Consider the following 16,748-nt stretch of genomic DNA (forward strand, 5'->3'; position numbering starts at 1 on the left):
CGTGCCGTTATGTTTATCGTAAGCGCTTTCGAATGTGTAATAAACTTAAGTTTTCGTAGGATAAGTGTAGATTTCCGATCTTTTCCAATAATTTTAATGACGTAAAACTGCGTCAATCCATGCTATAATGACGAGTAACAACGTATTTTAATATTTATCTGCTAAAGCTAGTGCATAAAAACGACTTTTCGTAGTCAAAACTGATATTACAGCTGAGAGCGACGGTGGTTGATGGTGAAGCCTGTATCGAGAATGAATATTGAGCGTCCGCTCGCCTATTACAAATGTGGTCAATTTGTAGGTGATCAGGGATGGACGCATAAACCGATGAAGCTGGACAAAGATTACGAGCTTATTATCGGGCTGAAAGAAACGGTCTATTTACAGGTGGGCAGTGAACACTACGAAATTAAGCATGGCGATATTATGCTCATTGGTCCTGGTGTGAAATATGTCGGTTATGCGCCTTCCAGCCAGGGGGTAAGCTTTTTCTGGCTACATTTCATTCCTCGTCAGGATGTGATTGTAGATAACAGCGATACGTTTAGGAGCCTGCTATTTGCCAGTGCTGAACTGCAACAGCATAAAGAGCTAAGCGCCTATGTCTGTCTGCCTGAATTTTTTTCGCTCGCTTATCTGGATAAACCGGTAATGCTCATGAAACAAATTCTCGATATTTCCCACACGTCATATTACAGCACGTATGCTGTCGATTATTTGGTAACAGAGCTGATGATTGAATTGACCGATAAATATATACAGCAACTCTTGCAGCAGCAATGGCTAAATAAGGAGCATAATCAGAAGTTTATGCAAATTTTGGAATGGATCAGAGTGAATATTTATCATGATCTAACCGTGCAAAAGATTGCCGATACGTTCTGCTTCAACGCCGATCATTTAACCCGTTTATTCAAAAAAAATCTCGGTATGAGTACTATCCGATACATCAATACGCTCAAACTGAGTCTGGTGAAGGAACTGTTATGTACGACCAATAAGTCGATCAAGGAGATCGCTTATGAACTTCATTTTCGCGATGAAAAATATTTGATGAAACTATTTAAAAGCTATATCGGTATGACACCTACTCAATTTCGGGATACGTATACTCATACGTATTTGAATAGTGTGACTGTAGACCCCGATATTCCGTTGCCTAAACATTTGCAGGAGCCATAGAGCGAATATCGCATCGATACATGCTTTTGACAGATCGTAGGCAATTCTTTTCAACAGTATAGCCAAATAGCCCGAAGGTTCACGTCGATCCACCTGACGTTCACTTCGGGCCATTTGGTTATTTAATTGCCGATTCAGGCTGCAAATCAGGCCATATTACAGTACAAAATGATCTTACAGCATCAAGCCCGTTCATAATCTCGATACAGCTCAACACGCCGTCTCCTAACCTAGATGAAGCGCAATGTGCTGTCTTCTAACATCCATAGAGCCAAAAGTAACCTGCATTATGGATACACTTCGATATAATCCAGCTCGGCATACCCATTGCCTTTGCCGAGTACAATCGTATTCTCTCCTTGCTTCAAATTCACAGAGACCGTTACGATTTGACGTGTGCCAAAGTTCGGTACGTTGGCTGTCCAGCCGCCCGTTGTCGGATACGATACCGCATCTTGAGACTGACCGTTAATGGTCAATGTGTGCGTAGATGTCGCATTCGTACCGTTCGCATAGCCAATATCCATTTTGTACGTGCCTGCCGCTGGCGCATTCACCGTAAACGCCACCGAGCTATCGCTATTATCGATGTTGCCCACAAACTTACCATTGGAAGCATATGAACCATTCACAACGCGTGCACCCGTAATCTTCGCATCTTCCGCTTCAACTCTTTGTTTAAAACTTCCCAGCTGCTGTAACTGAACATAATCCAGTTCAGCATAACCCGAGCCTGCTTTCGTAAAGCGAATCGTATTACTGCCCTGTTTTAACGCAATCTGTTGCTGGACAGCTGAGCCATCTGTGGAGTCTAACCAGCCACCTGTTGCTGGATAATTTAGCGTAGTCGCTTCCGCTCCGTTTACGCTCAGCGCTTGCTGAGATGTACTGGAACCTCCATTGGCATAACCAACCGTCAGATTATAATTGCCAGCTGCTGGCGCATTGACTGTAAATTGTACATAACTGTCTGGATTATCGATCCGACCTACATAGCTGTTACTTGAAGCATGATCACTGCTCAGCACACTCGCCTGTTGCACATCAGCTTTTTCCGCTTCATAGCGAGTCACATCACTTTGTGCGCCTGGGGTCACTGTCAGACGATACCCGTAAGACGCTTTCATATCCGTAACTGGAATAACGATTTGACCATTCTGGATCGCAACATTGCCTGTGAATACGGTCGTCGGCTCGCTCACTGCGGTATCGACTCCGTACCACGGTGTACTTTCCAGTTTCACATTCGCAGTGCCAGAAAAGCCAGACAGAGCGTTCAATCCTTTGATCACAACATTTTGATTCCCATTGCCACCACCAAATATAGTATACACTTGATTTTTATCATTATTGACGCTGGCAACACCATCCAGATTACTGGAATTGCCTGGTGTAGTCATTGCCATCTGACCATTCATGTCGCCATACCATTTGTACAGCCACCAGCCGCCATTTTTCTCACCATTCGCAGTGATCAGGTTGCTCAGACGACCTGGACGATACCAGAATGCAATCGTAGCCGTATCCACACCAGAACGTTCAAATTGAGCGATATATTGTGACAGATCCCCTGGAACCGCTTCTTCAGCCGGTGTGCTGTATTCATTAATGCTGATCGGACGTGGACTGATACCGAGTTCTTTTTCGATTGCACGATAGTTGGCAATATGATCCGCAATCGGTTTCGGACCATCCAATTCATGCCACGAGATAATATCTGGTAGTGTATTCGTATCTCTCGCATTGGTCAGAAAACTTTTGATGAAATTCGAATCGTACTTGGAAATACTTGGCCCGATCGTTTTGGTGTCTGGGTCCAATGTACGAATCCGATTGTATGTCTTCGTCCAACCATCGTTAAATGCGCCTGCCTTGTTCGTATCCCATGTCCAATCCGGTTCATTCCATAGCTCGTAGCCATAAACATTGTCTGCACCAGAATCGAGACGCGCTTTTACCATTTTATCTACTTTCGCATACCAGTCATCCCAGCTTACCCATTTGTATGGAAAATCTGGATAAATGTCCGGCATGCGAATCGTTACTTCAGCGCCATTACGCTTAGCAATTGGAGCAACTTTGAGCGCATCGCCGATTGGCTTCGTTTCACCATTCGGAAGCTGCTGACCATCTGGCGCCATCTGCGTAAACATTTTAGGATGAGTAGGTGCAATCAGATCATCGGCTGGTCTTCCTTCTTCTGCCAATCCGTATAAGGAACCAGAAGCAACATGTGTAACCGGACGGTATAGATTGGATACATCTACTGTAAACGGAGAGGAAGTTGCCGCCGCCGCTGGTGTTGGAGCAACGAGAGCTGGGAACAGGCCCAGCAAAAGTGCACCACTTAACAAAGCTGCCATTTTGTTCATTTGTCATCACCTTTCGAATGTGTAGAATGAGTAGCTAAGTAGTGAATTCAATAAAGGTAACGCTTACAAAGATGTTGGCCAACATCCGCAAGGCTCTTATACGTATATGCCTTGTACTATTAGGTTATTGATTTTCCACTAGTGGGTAAACTCCAAAAAACGTAGGTTGAGTGCAAATTACCGACTTTTGGACTATACGTTATTCATTGTTTAGAGAAATAAATATACTTTTTTGCTTATATATAGATGAATTAGATATTTTTATCAGAAACTATGATTGTTTTAAAATGCGACTATAATCAGTACTAGCGTTCATATGTAACATGACATCGATCTGTTCAACTTATTCCAATCGGGATGAGTAAGCTTGTGAAAGTAGAATGATACATTTAATGACCTGCACACTTGTAAAAAGTATTTTTTAATCACTGCTTACATAGTTCTTTACTCTGCTCGGATCATACAGAGATCGTCCGTTAATCGTAATCCAATCACTTCATAACTCGCAATCCAAATAACCCGAAGTATAGCGTCCGTGCATCAGACGTTTACTTCGGGCTATTGGAGTATTTGGCTATTTAATTGCCGATTTAGGCTGCAAATCAGGCCATATTACAGTACAAAATGATCTTACAGCATTAAGCCCGTTCATCATCTCGATGCAGCTCAACACACCGTCTCCTAACCTTGATAAAGCGCAATGTGCTGTCTGTCTTTTAACATCCATAGAGCCAAAAGTAACCTGCATTATGGATACACTTCAATATAATCCAGCTCGGCATACCCATTGCCTTTGCCGAGTACAATCGTATTCTCTCCTTGTTTCAAATTCACAGAAACCGTTACGATTTGACGTGTACCAAAATTCGGTACATCTGCTGTCCATCCACCGGTTTTCGGATAAGAGACTGCATCCTGAGACTGACCGTTAATGGTCAATGTATGCGTAGATGTCGCATTCGTACCATTCGCATAGCCAATATCCATTTTGTACGTGCCTGCCGCTGGTGCATTCACGGTAAACGCTACCGAGCTATCGCTATGATCGATATTGCCGACAAATCGATCATTGGAAGCAAAAGAACTATTCACAACGCGCGCATCGTTTACTTTTGCCTCTTCCGCTTCGACTCTTTGTTTAAAACTGCCAAGCTGCTGTAACTGAATATAATCCAGTTCAGCATAACCAGAACCTGCTTTGGTCAAGCGAATCGTATTGCTGCCCTGTTTTAAGGCAATCTGTTGCTGGACAGCTGAACCGTCTGTGGAGTCTAACCAGCCACCTGTTGCTGGATAATTCAGCGTAGTCGCTTCCGCTCCGTTTACGCTGAGCGCTTGCTGAGATGTGCTGGAACCCCCATTGGCATAACCAACCGTCAGATTATAATTGCCAGCTGCTGGCGCATTCACTGTAAATTGTACATAACTGTCTGGATTATCGATCCGACCTACATAGCTGTTACTTGAAGCATGATTGCTGCTCAGTACACTCGCCTGTTGCACATCCGCTTTTTCCGCTTCATAACGAGTAATATCGCTCTGTGCACCTGGTGTAACGATTAGACGATAGCCAGAGGACGATTTCATGTCGGTTACAGGAATCGTTACTTGACCATTTTGGATATGAACATTACCTGTAAATACCGTTGTTGGCTCACTTACTGCGGTATCCACTCCATACCACGGCGTGCTTTCCAGCTTCACATTAGCCGTACCTGAGAAAGCGGATAATGCATCAAGACCTTTGACGACAACATTATGATTGCCTGTGCCGCCGCCAAACACAACATCCACTTGTTGCTTGCTATCATTCACACTGGCGACACCATCCAGATCAAGTGCTTTTGGATTAGGTGGAGTAGTCATAACCATTTGACCGGACATGTCACCATACCATTTGTATAGCCACCATGCTCCATTTTTTTCACCTTTATCTGTAATCAGATTGCTTAATCGTCCCGGACGGAACCAAAACGCAATATTGGCAGTATCTACACCCGAACGTTCGAACTGAGCGATATAACGTACCATATTACCCGGCACCGCCTGTTCGGAGATAACGCCGTATTCATTGATACTGATCGGTCGTGGACTGATGCCCAGTTCCTTTTCCAATGCCCGATAAGCAACCATATGATTAGAAATAAATTGAGGGGCCGGGCCGTCCACATAATATCCTTCTGGCGCTCCCAACTCATGCCATGAGATAATATCGGGCAACACATTATGATCGCGCGCATACGTTAGAAAATCTCGCAGCCAGCCTTCATTGTAATGTGTAATGCTTGGACCGATGATTTTGGTCGTAGGGTCCTGCTGTTTGATACGCAAATAGGTCTTTTCCCAGCCTTCATTAAATGAACCTGCCTTGTTTGTATCCCAGGTTCCATCCGGCTCATTCCAAATTTCATACCCGTAAATATTATCCGCACCTGAATCCAAACGCGCCTTTACGATTTGATCTACTTTCCCATACCAGTCATCCCAGCTTACCCATCGATATGGGAAATTGGGATAAATGTCCGGCATACGGATCGTCACTTCTGCGCCGCTGCGCTTGGCAATTGGCGCAACTTTCAGCGCGTCGCCGACCGGCCTGGTTTCCCCATTCGGAAGCTGCTGCCCTCCTGGTGCCATCTGGGTGAACATTTTCGGATGGGTTGGTGCAATCAGATCGTCTGCTGGCCTACCTTCATCTGCCAATCCGTATAAAGAGCCGGAAGCAACATGTGTGACTGGACGATATGAATCTGATACATCTACCGTAAACGGCGATGGAGACGCTGCTGATACAGGAGTTGGCGCGAACAGCGCAGGTGCCATGCCTAACAATAAAGCTCCACTTAACAAAGCTGCCATTTTGTTCATTTGTCATCACCTTTCAAGTTTGTTTAATAGATTGTGCGTAGTGAGGCAAACAAAGATAACGCTTTCAAAAGATGTTGGCCAACATCTGCAAGGCTTATGTATACATGCCCTGTATAATTAGGTTATTGATTTTCCAGTGTTTGGTAAACTCCAAAAAACGTAGGTTGGGTGTAGATTACCGACTTGTCAACTTATGGCTGTTCGTTATTTATAGCAGCGGTCGAAAGTCTACTTATAGGCGTTAATTACACTACTGAATGTCTATGGTCTAACTTTTGGAATTTGGGAATTATAAAAAAGCCCGACTACTGCTGCATACACAGCAATAGTCGGGCTTACTTTGATTGAATTTAGCTCTTAATACAACGTCATGTACTGATCACGTTCCCATTGGTGAACTTGAGTGCGGTACATATCCCATTCAATCTCTTTCAGCTCATAAAAGTGCGCTGTCGCGTGCTCGCCTAGCGCAGTGATCATAATGTCATCGCGCAGCAAATCATGCAGAGCTTCTTTCAGATCGCCTGGAAGACTTGGGATACCTTCGTCGATGCGCTCATCTTCAGTCATTATGTAGATGTTGCGGTCGATTGGTTTTGGTAGGGTTAGTTGACGATCGATACCGTCCAGACCTGCTCTTAACATGACAGCCAATGCCAGATACGGGTTCGCTGTAGGGTCCGGGTTACGCAGCTCGATACGTGTGCTCAGTCCGCGTGAAGCCGGGATACGTACCATTGGGCTACGATTACTTGCAGACCATGCTACATATACAGGTGCTTCATAACCTGGAACAAGGCGTTTGTACGAGTTGACGGTAGGATTCGTTACAGCTGCCATCGAACGTGCATGTTTCAAAATACCTGCCATGTAATAACGCGCAATTTCGCTCAGGCCAATTTCGTCGCTTTCATCATAAAACGCGTTTGTGCCTTCTTTAAACAGGGATTGGTGACAGTGCATACCGGAACCGTTCATACCGAACAGTGGCTTCGGCATAAATGTCGCATGCAGACCATGCTGACGAGCAATCGTACGTACCACCAGCTTGAATGTCTGAATCTGATCTGCTGCTTGCAAAGCGTTTGCATATTTAAAATCGATCTCATGCTGGCCTGGTGCTACTTCATGGTGAGATGCTTCGATCTCAAAACCCATTTCTTCCAGCGTGATTACAATATCACGACGGCAGTTTTCACCAAGATCTGTTGGAGCCAGATCAAAGTATCCACCTTGATCGTTCAACTCTTCCGTTGGGTTACCCTTCTCATCCGTACGGAACAGGAAAAATTCCGGCTCAGGTCCAACCATCATTTCGGTGAAGCCCATCGCTTCTGCTTCTTTCAGGTTGCGCTTCAAAATACCGCGTGGATCGCCAGCAAATGGCGTGCCATCTGGCATATACACATCACAAATTAGACGTGCTACGCGAATGTCCGTTACCCACGGGAAAATAACCCACGTATCCAGATCTGGGTACAGATACATGTCAGATTCCTCAATACGTACATAGCCTTCGATCGAAGAACCATCAAACATCATTTTATTGTCCAGTGCTTTGCTTAACTGGCTAAAAGGAATTTCTACGTTTTTGATCGCACCAAGTAAATCGGTAAACTGCAATCGGATAAAACGTACATTTTCTTCTTTGGCAATACGCAAAATATCGTCTTTCGTGTAACTCACGCTATCCTCTCCTCTGTGGTCTGATTATTTTTTGTTGAAGAATCGGGATAACTCACCCTGGATAAGAGACACCTGGCCTGGACGCTTGCCCGTAACCAGTTGCTGTTTAAGCATACGATGAAGTTGCGAATCTGACAATTCCCTGCGACGCTCTTCCGTATCTGGAGTAATCACAGTAGCTTCCTCAGATTCCTTCGAAACTGGGTTCATCACTTGCTTGATACCAGCGATATTTACCCCTTTCTCGATAAGCGCTTTAATTTCCAATAAACGCTCTACATCATTAAACGAAAACAAACGCTGATTCCCTGAAGTACGTGCCGGAACGATCAGATTGTGCTGCTCATAGTAGCGAATCTGACGTGCAGACAGATCGGTAAGTTTCATAACGATCCCGATTGGGAACAGCGCCATATTTCTGCGAATTTCATCACCCATATATTCATCAACCTTCCAATTTAGCATTTTAGCATTATATTCTCTTGCTACTATTGTACATATCCTGATATAAGACGTCAATAACATGTTAACTTAACTCACAATAATTTTATATTGCGTTAACATGTGCTTCACAATGCAAAGGCTGAATTTTCATTTCAAACCGGCAAGCTCTCTTTTTCACAGATTTATTATAACATTAGATGCCCTATAAATGCACGCCAGGACAGCGTATCTCTCCAATTATGTTACAACGCTTCTGAAAGTTTGCAAGGTTTGTTATGCAACTTCTTCTCATTGATCCATCCATTTTCTTATACGTGTTACACGAAGCTCTTATAAATCCAATTTTGTTGCAATTATGTCTGCTCATGTCATATCGCCTACATTATTGTACGAAACGTAACCGAATCAGTATCGCTTTCCTATTTACAGTTTACATGAACACGTAACGAACATTCGCAAAGAATGATTGTATATAACAAACGATCGCTATCGCCAATGGATTCTTATAGTTCATACTTCCTCTACGGATAGATTTATCTTTCCTAAAACAGTCATGACAATAAAATGAACATATCCTTAATATTCATCTTTTTGGTCATCAGATCCATCGCTTTTTCCATAGATCCACTGTCTATTCCATCCATTTTACAGGCAAAAAGCAAATTCCATCTGTCATGAACTAGCTTATTCAGCGTAAGGTAAAAGCCTTTAATGTACTTCAATTTACTTATAGAAATAATCAATAAACTTATACGTAATTCCTATAAGAGATCTGGAATTAGACAGTAATTAGACATTATTTACCCTTATTGATAGTAGCTTCAATAGGTCATACCCTATTCTACTGTCCGTCGTTTAAACAACGTAAATATATTTTCATTTTCAAAAGAAATATTCTCAAAGACTCTACCGTATTCCCTACTATCATTTTCTAACACATGCAATCTGTATTTAGCAGAGCCGAATTGCAATTTATAATCATCCTATGCCGCCGTACAGCCATATCAATATCCGGAAAACGATAGATACGTGATCCGGATATTGTACTTTATTGTAATAGCAGTTGAATGAGGTACAGTGCCTGTACATTCCATTGGATCATTGCACAGACACGCAGGCATATTATCAAAAAATGACCGTGACATACATCGGTTCGGCATGTTACGAATGACATGATAAACTTAGCCTACCTACTCGGTTCCTCGTTCACTTTAGTTTGGAGCCTAATTCATTTTAGCGCATAGTGTCCTTTAGAGAAGATTACGCTCCAGCATCGTTTGCAAAGCCATCAATACACCGAGCTTTACATGAGAATAGGTCAATCCACCTTGCATGTAGCCAATATAAGGTTCTCGGATCGGTGCATCCGCAGACAACTCCAAACTTCCCCCCTGAATAAATGTACCTGCTGCCATAATGACCGGATGCTCATATCCAGGCATATCCCATGGTTCTGGTACCACATGACTATCCACAGCTGATGCACGCTGAATGCCCTGTACAAAAGCAATCAATTGCTGCTCTTGTTGGAACGATACCGCCTGAATCAAATCTGTACGTTGCTCTCCCCAGCCAGGTTTACTATCAAAACCAGCCAATTCAAACATCGCCGCCGCATAAATGCTACCTTTTAGCGCCTGTCCAACAATCGTTGGCGCCATATACAAACCTTGATAAATGCCACGTGTCGTTCCCAGCATCGCTCCAACTTCGCCACCAATGCCCGGGGCAGTCAGGCGATAAGAAGCAAGCTCTACATAAGCACGTTTACCACAAATATATCCGCCCGTTTCCGCTATACCACCACCTGGATTTTTGATCAATGAGCCTGCCATCAAATCAACACCCACCTGTGTCGGTTCCAACGTCTCTGTAAATTCGCCATAACAATTATCTACAAAAATGACAATATCCTTGTTATACGAACGAATACGCTGCACCATTGCTTCAATATCAGCAATCGTAAAGGAAGACCGCCAATCATAACCACGTGAGCGCTGAATTCCAATCACTCGTGTCCGATCGTTTAACAGATGTTCTACTTCAGGCCAGTCTACCTGTCCTTGCTCATCAAGCGCTGCCTCTGCATAAGTAATACCAAAGTCCGCCAGTGATCCTTTACCATCACCAGACTTCCCAATCACTTTGTGTAACGTATCATACGGACGCCCCGTGATGTACAATAGCTCATCTCCTGGACGTAGCACGCCGAACAACGCAGTCGCAATGGTATGCGTACCGGAAGCAAAATGCGGACGTACCAGTGCCGCTTCAGCACCAAACACTTCAGCATAAACCTCTTCCAGTACTTCGCGTCCACGATCGTTATACGCATAACCGGTTGAGCCAGCAAAATGATAATCACTCACTTTATGCTTTTGAAAAGCTTCAATAACTTTCCACTGGTTTTTGTCCACAATTCTGTCCAGGTTGCGAACGGCTGTATCAATTAACTCGTCTGCCTGAGCAGACCAGGCTGTAATTTTATTATCAAAAATAGGCATGCTTGTCTCTCCCCACAATGATAACCCGCCCCAAATCGCTCGGGCGGGCTGATTTTATATATCCGTTCGTTATTGTCTCCGTTTGTTGCTGTTATATCCATTTGTTTCTATATCGATCATATGAATCTAATCTCAGATCATGTTCACAATGAAACCATAACAATCATCTTATTCATTGGATTATACTCATTCGATTTAGTGCAAGTTTCGATCGTGTGTGGAATGCAAGTTTCGAGCATATTCGCAAAATTCATCTGTGATCAGCTACTATTCATCATCTTATTGCGCATTTGCATGTAGCTGTCATCTGAATAACTCACGTCATTATGTCTTACAATTGCACACAAAAGATATCTATCCTAGCTATCATACGATCAAAAAGGTCGATAGCTCTCTTCATCGCGCTTCATATTTTACATGCTACGATAGGGTGAAGGAAAGCCCTCTTACGAATTGTCGTAATTTTGTCACTTTGTATGTGACATTTTACTCGGCTTATAGCTGAGCAAATGTAACCATCTTTTCTTATTGTATATAGAGATGGTTATCCGGTCACTAAATGCTGATTGGATTAGTAAATGCTTAGTGGATCAATGAGCGCTTAGTAGATCACCCGGTGCTTATTCAAGCCTTACTGCTCATTAGGTCACCAAATGCTCATGCAAACCTTTGATCGTTGAACGAATCAAACGTCATTCAAAAAACATATGCAAGCAAATTCAATATTCACTAACCACTAACTACTAACTACTAACTACTAACTACTAACTACTAACTACTAACTACTAACTATCAACTATCAACTATCAACTATCAACTATCAACTATCAACTATCAACTATCAATAGTGAACCACGTTCGTTCAGCTATGAACCTCATACTCCTGTAACCGATAACCATATTTCTCATAATCGACTTTGTTTATGTCTACTTTGAAAATGGCATCGTTATCCTCATACTCCTGCTCCACCACGCTACTAAAGCTGTACAACTGTGCAATCAGATCACCTCGATCAGCCGGAATGCGGTACGTACGTTGTCCCCCACCAAGCTGCTCTTGAATAAGCTGTTTGATCTGCTCCAGATCGGATTCTTTGTAAGCACTAACGCGCAGATGATGGCGATCGGATGGAAGCATTTCAAGCTGAGTCGGAGAGCACAGATCGATTTTGTTATACAGTATAATCTGTTCTTTACTGCCTGCACCAAGCTCTTGCAAAATCTCGTCGACGACTTCCATCTGCTCGTCACGACGTTCAGAAGAAGCATCCACTACATGCAGAATCAGATCGGCTTCATTCACTTCCTCCAATGTAGCACGGAAAGCAGCGACCAGATCATGTGGCAGATTTTGAATAAAACCTACCGTATCGGTCAGCACAATTTCTTTGCCGCCCGGCAATTCCAGTGTGCGCGAGGTTGGATCAAGTGTGGCAAACAGCTGATCTTGAATATATACGTCTGCATCGGTCAGTTGCTTGAGCAGTGTTGATTTGCCTGCATTCGTATAACCAACAAGGGCGACCTGTACTACGCCAGACTTCTTGCGACGTTCACGATACAGAGTACGATGACGCATCACTTCTTCAAGCTGTCGTTTCAGATCGGTTACCCGTGTACGGATATGACGACGATCTGTTTCGAGCTTCGTTTCACCCGGCCCACGTGTACCGATACCGCCACCGAGACGGGACAGATTTTTACCTTGTCCGGACAAACGTGGCAACAAGTAGCTATACTGTGCCAGTTCCACCTGCAAAATACCTTCGCGCGTTTTGGCACGCTGTGCGAAAATATCCAGAATTAACTGCGTACGGTCGATAATTTTTGCATCCAGATGCTCTTCCAGATTACGCACCTGTGCACCGGATAGTTCCTGATCAAAAATAACCGTGTTGGCTCCTAATGCTTCCAGCATGATGCGAAGCTCTTCTACTTTACCTTTACCGATGAACCAGCGTGTGTCCGGTGTCTCGCGGTTCTGCGTCATCTGCTCTAACACTTCAACACCAGCAGTTTCGGCAAGGCTAACCAGCTCTTGAATCGAGCCTTCTGTATTGACTCCATTCCGTTTATCCATTTGCGTGATCAGACTGACCAGCACGGCTTGTGCCTGCTGCTCTGTCTCTGTATTATGTGTTACCTGTTTCATGGGCATTCTCCTTATGGATCAAGTTGTTCAGGTTTGTGTATCAGAAGAGTAATCGCCTCGTAAACAGCGTATAGCTTCGGCATGATCGTGGTACTTCTCCACTACTTCCTACGAATGATGCTCACGTCCAAACAAGCTACGGCGGTGTTTGAGCGAAAGTGGAAACAGCGGAAAGGCATGCGCATCAATCTGCTTGAGTAATCGGCGTGCCGTTGCATGTGCCAGTTGATAATCCTGCTGCGTAATGACACGACGACGTAGCGCATCATCCAGTTCATCTTCATCCAGCAGAAAAATCTGGCCATCCTTCATCACGACGATATCGAGATACAGATCGTCAAACCACGGTACTCCCTGATCGGTAATTCCCTGCGTTTTGCAAATATCAATATACCATTCGATAATCTCCTGCCGATCATCAAACATGGCTGTGACTACATAGTTCGCATTTTCGGGGTAATACTGCATCCATGAATATTCAGCAGCAGCAATGCAGAATCTTCGACCTCCGTAAATTTTATACAGTGGCTCGCGTAGTCGGTTCATATGGTACAGCGTCACATATCCTGTAAAAATGGTGTTGTTGACGTAGCGGCGAGTATAACTGCGTTGAATGACACGCCGCCAGTTCGCTCGATCTGCAAATTTACGTTTCATGGAAGCGTCCCTTTCCTACAAAGTAACTTCAGAATAGCATATTTAAAGCATTCACTCAAAAAAATCGTATAAAAAAGCCTCCAATCGCGCAGATTGGAGGCTTTGAAAGATACGAATCGGCTTATGGTGTTGAAGGCGGCGCTGTCGTTGCGCCATCCGGTGATGTGGTCGTATCCGTACTATCCGACGGTGGCGTCGTCGTTCCAGGTGTATTCGTACCTGGAGCTGTGTTGCCGCTGTCGGTTGATCCATTACTATCGGTGCCGGTTTGACCGCCATCTGTCGTCCCGCCTCCGGTATCGGTTGAACCGTTACCGGGTCCAGGAGCTGGTCCGCCATTACCATTCCCGTTACCTTGATTTCCGTTCCCATTTCCAGGACCATTACCCTGACCGTTTCCAGCACCCGGTCCATTTTCTTCACCTGTCGGTGGAGTGGATGGTTCTCCTCCCGGTGGAACGACACCACCTGGATTTTCCGTTTGCTCCGGACTTGCCTGGTCAATCGTAACCCGAGCCGTATTGGATGCATCCGACTGGGCGCCATCCGCTGTTACGGCAGTCACGTAGTATTCGTACGTTTGGCCTGGTGTAACGGCTGCATCGCTTGTCGAGTTTGAAGATACACCATTCGCAATCGCATTAAACTCGGTTGCCGAGCTTTCTTTCCGATATACGGTATAGCTGGTCGCTCCGTCTACAGCTTTCCAGGACAGTGCAACAGCTCCACTATTCTGATCAAATGAAGCGCTCAGCCCGGTAACCGCCGCTGGCGGTTGTGGTTGCTCTTCTTCCGGTTCTTCCTCTACCGGTGGTGGTGCCACTTGCTGCGGCGTATCGAAGTTTTGCACCGGATAGCCTTCAAGTGCAGGACCCATTACAGCTGCAAACATAGCTGCCGCGCGACCACTGCCGTCTTTGAGCAGGTGATTACGGTCTGGCTGGTCATATCCCATCCAGATTGCTGCTGTCCATTCCTTTGTATACCCGGCGAACCAAATATCACGGTTGGCACTGCTGCGCAGACCGGAAATGCCATGCTGAGTCGTACCCGTTTTACCAGCGACCGGACGATTGATTTGCGCCCGTTTACCTGTACCGTTTTGCACGACATTTTGCAGCATTTGTGTCATCTCGTCTGTAGACTGCTTATTGAGCACCTGTGTTGATTTCATATCGTTTTTGTATACTTCTGCTCCTGTGCTATCACTAATACTCTTGACCGCATAAGCAGGCATGTACGTTCCTCCGTCAGCGAACACGCGATACGCTTGCGCCATTTCAAGAGTATTCGTCCCTTTGCTCAGACCGCCCAGCGCAATCGCCAAGTTACGGTCTTCAGGAGTCAGATTGAAGCCAACGGACTTGGCATAGCTAATACCGGTATCAATTCCGATCTGATTCAGTAGCCATACTGCCGGAATGTTCACAGAATCTTCCAGCGCCGCTGTCATCGAGATCGAGCTTGAATAACCGCCATGCAAGTTGTTCGGACAGTAGCTGCCAAAACATTGCTTTTCATTGTTCAGCATCGAATTGGTGTTGTAATTGCCACTCTGTAATGCCGGTGCATACGAGATGATCGGTTTAAAAGCAGAACCTGGCTGACGATGACTCGTGATACGGCTAAAGTTACCTGCCTTATAATCGCGTCCACCGAGCAAAGCGACAATGCCGCCGGTATCGTTATTCACAATAACCATCGAGCCCTGTACTTTTGTACCGTCAGAACTTTTTTCAAACAACTCGTCGTTATTGAATGCACTTTCCAGTGTCTTTTGCGCTTTGGCGTCCATCGTCGTGTAGATATTGTATCCACCACGGTTTAGATCATCCGCGCTCAGCCCTGTCTGATCTTCTGCTTCCTGCATCGCATATTCGATAAAGGCATCATACTGTGAGTCTTTTTTCGGCGGCTGATAGTCATAAGCAACACTTTCCGCTTCTTTCTCCTGTGCAGCTGTAATGTAGCCCTGCTGCTGCATCAATTGTAGTACGACCGCACGTCGCTGTTGCGACAAGTCGGGGTTACTGAGCGGACTATACCGTGAAGGTGCTTTTGGCAAGCCTGCCAGCGTAGCAATTTGCCACAATTTTAGCTTGCTTAGATCACTCACGCCAAAGTATGTCTCAGCTGCTTCCTTAATTCCATAAGCGCCAGAACCAAAATAAATACGGTTCAAGTACGTGGTAATGATCGCTTCTTTGGTCATTTTGCGTTCAATCGCCAGCGCGATCGATACTTCTGTTGCTTTACGGAAAAACGTTTTATCTGTATTCAAAAATACGTTTTTCGCCAGCTGCTGCGTAATCGTACTACCGCCCTCTACTGCTGAGCGAGCAATCACGTCACGTACAGCGGCACGTCCGATCGACCATAAGTCTACACCCTGGTGATCAAAAAATCGCCTGTCTTCGGTAGCGACAAACGCCTCAATGACTTCCTTCGGTATATCATCGTATTTTACCGGATCGCCTGTACGTATACTGCGCTGTAAAATGAGTGTTCCGTTACGATCATATACTTTAGTTGGTTCGCTTACAGCGAGTTTGTTGATGTTTTCCTCATAGATCTTTTCCCCGCTGACCATAATGAACAGGTAGGCGGCAAGCGCACAAAATATTCCCAGTGCAGTTACAGCGAATAACGTCCAAAAAACCTTTTTGCCCGTTATCCGTTTCTTTTTCTTTTTACCGCCATTGCCACCACCATTACCGCCGCCACCGGAGCCCGATGTGCTGGTGCGATTCGGACGCGCTGGACGCGTTGTTGGACGACTTGGCTGGCTTCTGTCACTGCGGGATAGTTGCTGTCTTGGCATTGTTTATTCTGACTCCCTTTCGGTAAACCATGTAGTACATTTCATTGCTAACATGCTGGACA

At 44.8% G+C, this 16,748-nt stretch carries 9 protein-coding genes; 1 reads left to right on the top strand and 8 read right to left on the bottom strand.

Annotated features, from left to right (window positions below; genetic code table 11):
* Window positions 1-234: 234 nt before the first annotated feature.
* Window positions 235-1,182, top strand: coding sequence for an AraC family transcriptional regulator (locus AAHF22_RS20385; RefSeq protein ID WP_347326857.1), 948 nt, complete (start codon window positions 235-237; stop codon window positions 1,180-1,182).
* A gap of 287 nt (window positions 1,183-1,469) precedes the next feature.
* Here the strand turns inward: AAHF22_RS20385 and AAHF22_RS20390 are convergent, their stop codons facing one another.
* From AAHF22_RS20390 to AAHF22_RS20425, 8 genes are all read right to left on the bottom strand, one after another.
* On the bottom strand, window positions 1,470-3,554 hold the full coding sequence (locus tag AAHF22_RS20390; protein WP_347326858.1) for a CBM35 domain-containing protein: 2,085 nt from the start codon (window positions 3,552-3,554) through the stop codon (window positions 1,470-1,472).
* Between the two features lie 747 nt (window positions 3,555-4,301).
* Entirely contained in the window at window positions 4,302-6,422 is a 2,121-nt protein-coding gene (locus AAHF22_RS20395) for a CBM35 domain-containing protein (RefSeq protein ID WP_347326859.1), read from the bottom strand.
* 357 nt (window positions 6,423-6,779) lie between these two features.
* Window positions 6,780-8,108, bottom strand: coding sequence for a type I glutamate--ammonia ligase (gene glnA / locus AAHF22_RS20400; RefSeq protein ID WP_347326860.1), 1,329 nt, complete (start codon window positions 8,106-8,108; stop codon window positions 6,780-6,782).
* A 24-nt stretch (window positions 8,109-8,132) separates the two neighbouring features.
* The gene (locus tag AAHF22_RS20405) at window positions 8,133-8,546 is read right to left on the bottom strand and encodes a MerR family transcriptional regulator (protein WP_188777794.1); all 414 of its coding nucleotides are present in this window, start codon (window positions 8,544-8,546) and stop codon (window positions 8,133-8,135) included.
* Window positions 8,547-9,802: 1,256 nt separating this feature from the next.
* The gene (locus AAHF22_RS20410) at window positions 9,803-11,056 is read right to left on the bottom strand and encodes a methionine gamma-lyase family protein (RefSeq protein ID WP_347326861.1); all 1,254 of its coding nucleotides are present in this window, start codon (window positions 11,054-11,056) and stop codon (window positions 9,803-9,805) included.
* Window positions 11,057-11,918: 862 nt separating this feature from the next.
* A complete protein-coding gene (gene hflX, locus AAHF22_RS20415) occupies window positions 11,919-13,208 on the bottom strand; it encodes a GTPase HflX (RefSeq protein WP_347326862.1) in 1,290 nt (429 codons plus the stop codon).
* A gap of 108 nt (window positions 13,209-13,316) precedes the next feature.
* The gene (locus AAHF22_RS20420) at window positions 13,317-13,865 is read right to left on the bottom strand and encodes a ribonuclease FAU-1 family protein (RefSeq protein ID WP_347326863.1); all 549 of its coding nucleotides are present in this window, start codon (window positions 13,863-13,865) and stop codon (window positions 13,317-13,319) included.
* 121 nt (window positions 13,866-13,986) lie between these two features.
* Window positions 13,987-16,686 carry a transglycosylase domain-containing protein gene (locus tag AAHF22_RS20425; RefSeq protein ID WP_347326864.1) on the bottom strand — a complete coding sequence of 900 codons (2,700 nt, stop codon included), beginning with the start codon at window positions 16,684-16,686 and terminating at the stop codon, window positions 13,987-13,989.
* Window positions 16,687-16,748: the final 62 nt, after the last annotated feature.

It is taken from the genome of Paenibacillus wenxiniae, from assembly GCF_039822605.1.
Taxonomy (GTDB): Bacteria; Bacillota; Bacilli; order Paenibacillales; family Paenibacillaceae; genus Saccharibacillus; species Saccharibacillus wenxiniae.

Coding starts and splice junctions, on each gene's coding strand:
- AAHF22_RS20420 (WP_347326863.1), bottom strand. CDS start 13,865: ATGAAACGTAAATTTGCAGATCGAGCGAACTGGCGGCGTGTCATTCAA.
- hflX (WP_347326862.1), bottom strand. CDS start 13,208: ATGAAACAGGTAACACATAATACAGAGACAGAGCAGCAGGCACAAGCC.
- AAHF22_RS20390 (WP_347326858.1), bottom strand. CDS start 3,554: ATGAACAAAATGGCAGCTTTGTTAAGTGGTGCACTTTTGCTGGGCCTG.
- AAHF22_RS20410 (WP_347326861.1), bottom strand. CDS start 11,056: ATGCCTATTTTTGATAATAAAATTACAGCCTGGTCTGCTCAGGCAGAC.
- AAHF22_RS20395 (WP_347326859.1), bottom strand. CDS start 6,422: ATGAACAAAATGGCAGCTTTGTTAAGTGGAGCTTTATTGTTAGGCATG.
- AAHF22_RS20405 (WP_188777794.1), bottom strand. CDS start 8,546: ATGGGTGATGAAATTCGCAGAAATATGGCGCTGTTCCCAATCGGGATC.
- AAHF22_RS20425 (WP_347326864.1), bottom strand. CDS start 16,686: ATGCCAAGACAGCAACTATCCCGCAGTGACAGAAGCCAGCCAAGTCGT.